The following is a 262-nucleotide window of genomic DNA, read 5'->3' on the forward strand; positions in this document are numbered from 1 at the left end:
AATTGGCTATCCATGTAACTGCCGTGATTATGCGGTTTGTGGGGTTCGCCAGGGGCGTTCGAGTGGTGTTCCGGTGAGTGTGTGCGGCAGTGCGTGTGGGGTCCGTGGCGGGACGGGGACGTCCTTTGGCTTACGGTGGATGACGGCCAGGCTTGTGTAGGGAGCGGGTGGGCCGGCAACGGCTGATTCGAGCAGTCGGAAGAACAGCAATCCCCTCGTGTGTGAGTTGCGCCGGTTGAAACGGAACACGAACTCGTCCAGG

1 pseudogene is annotated in these 262 nt (G+C 61.1%); it reads right to left on the reverse strand.

The features are described from left to right. Nucleotides 1–27 precede the first annotated feature (27 nt). Nucleotides 28–262: pseudogene (locus JMA46_RS17380) on the reverse strand (IS1595 family transposase); the annotation flags it as partial.

This window comes from Arthrobacter sp. E3 (assembly GCF_017353415.1).
Classification (GTDB): Bacteria; Actinomycetota; Actinomycetes; order Actinomycetales; family Micrococcaceae; genus Specibacter.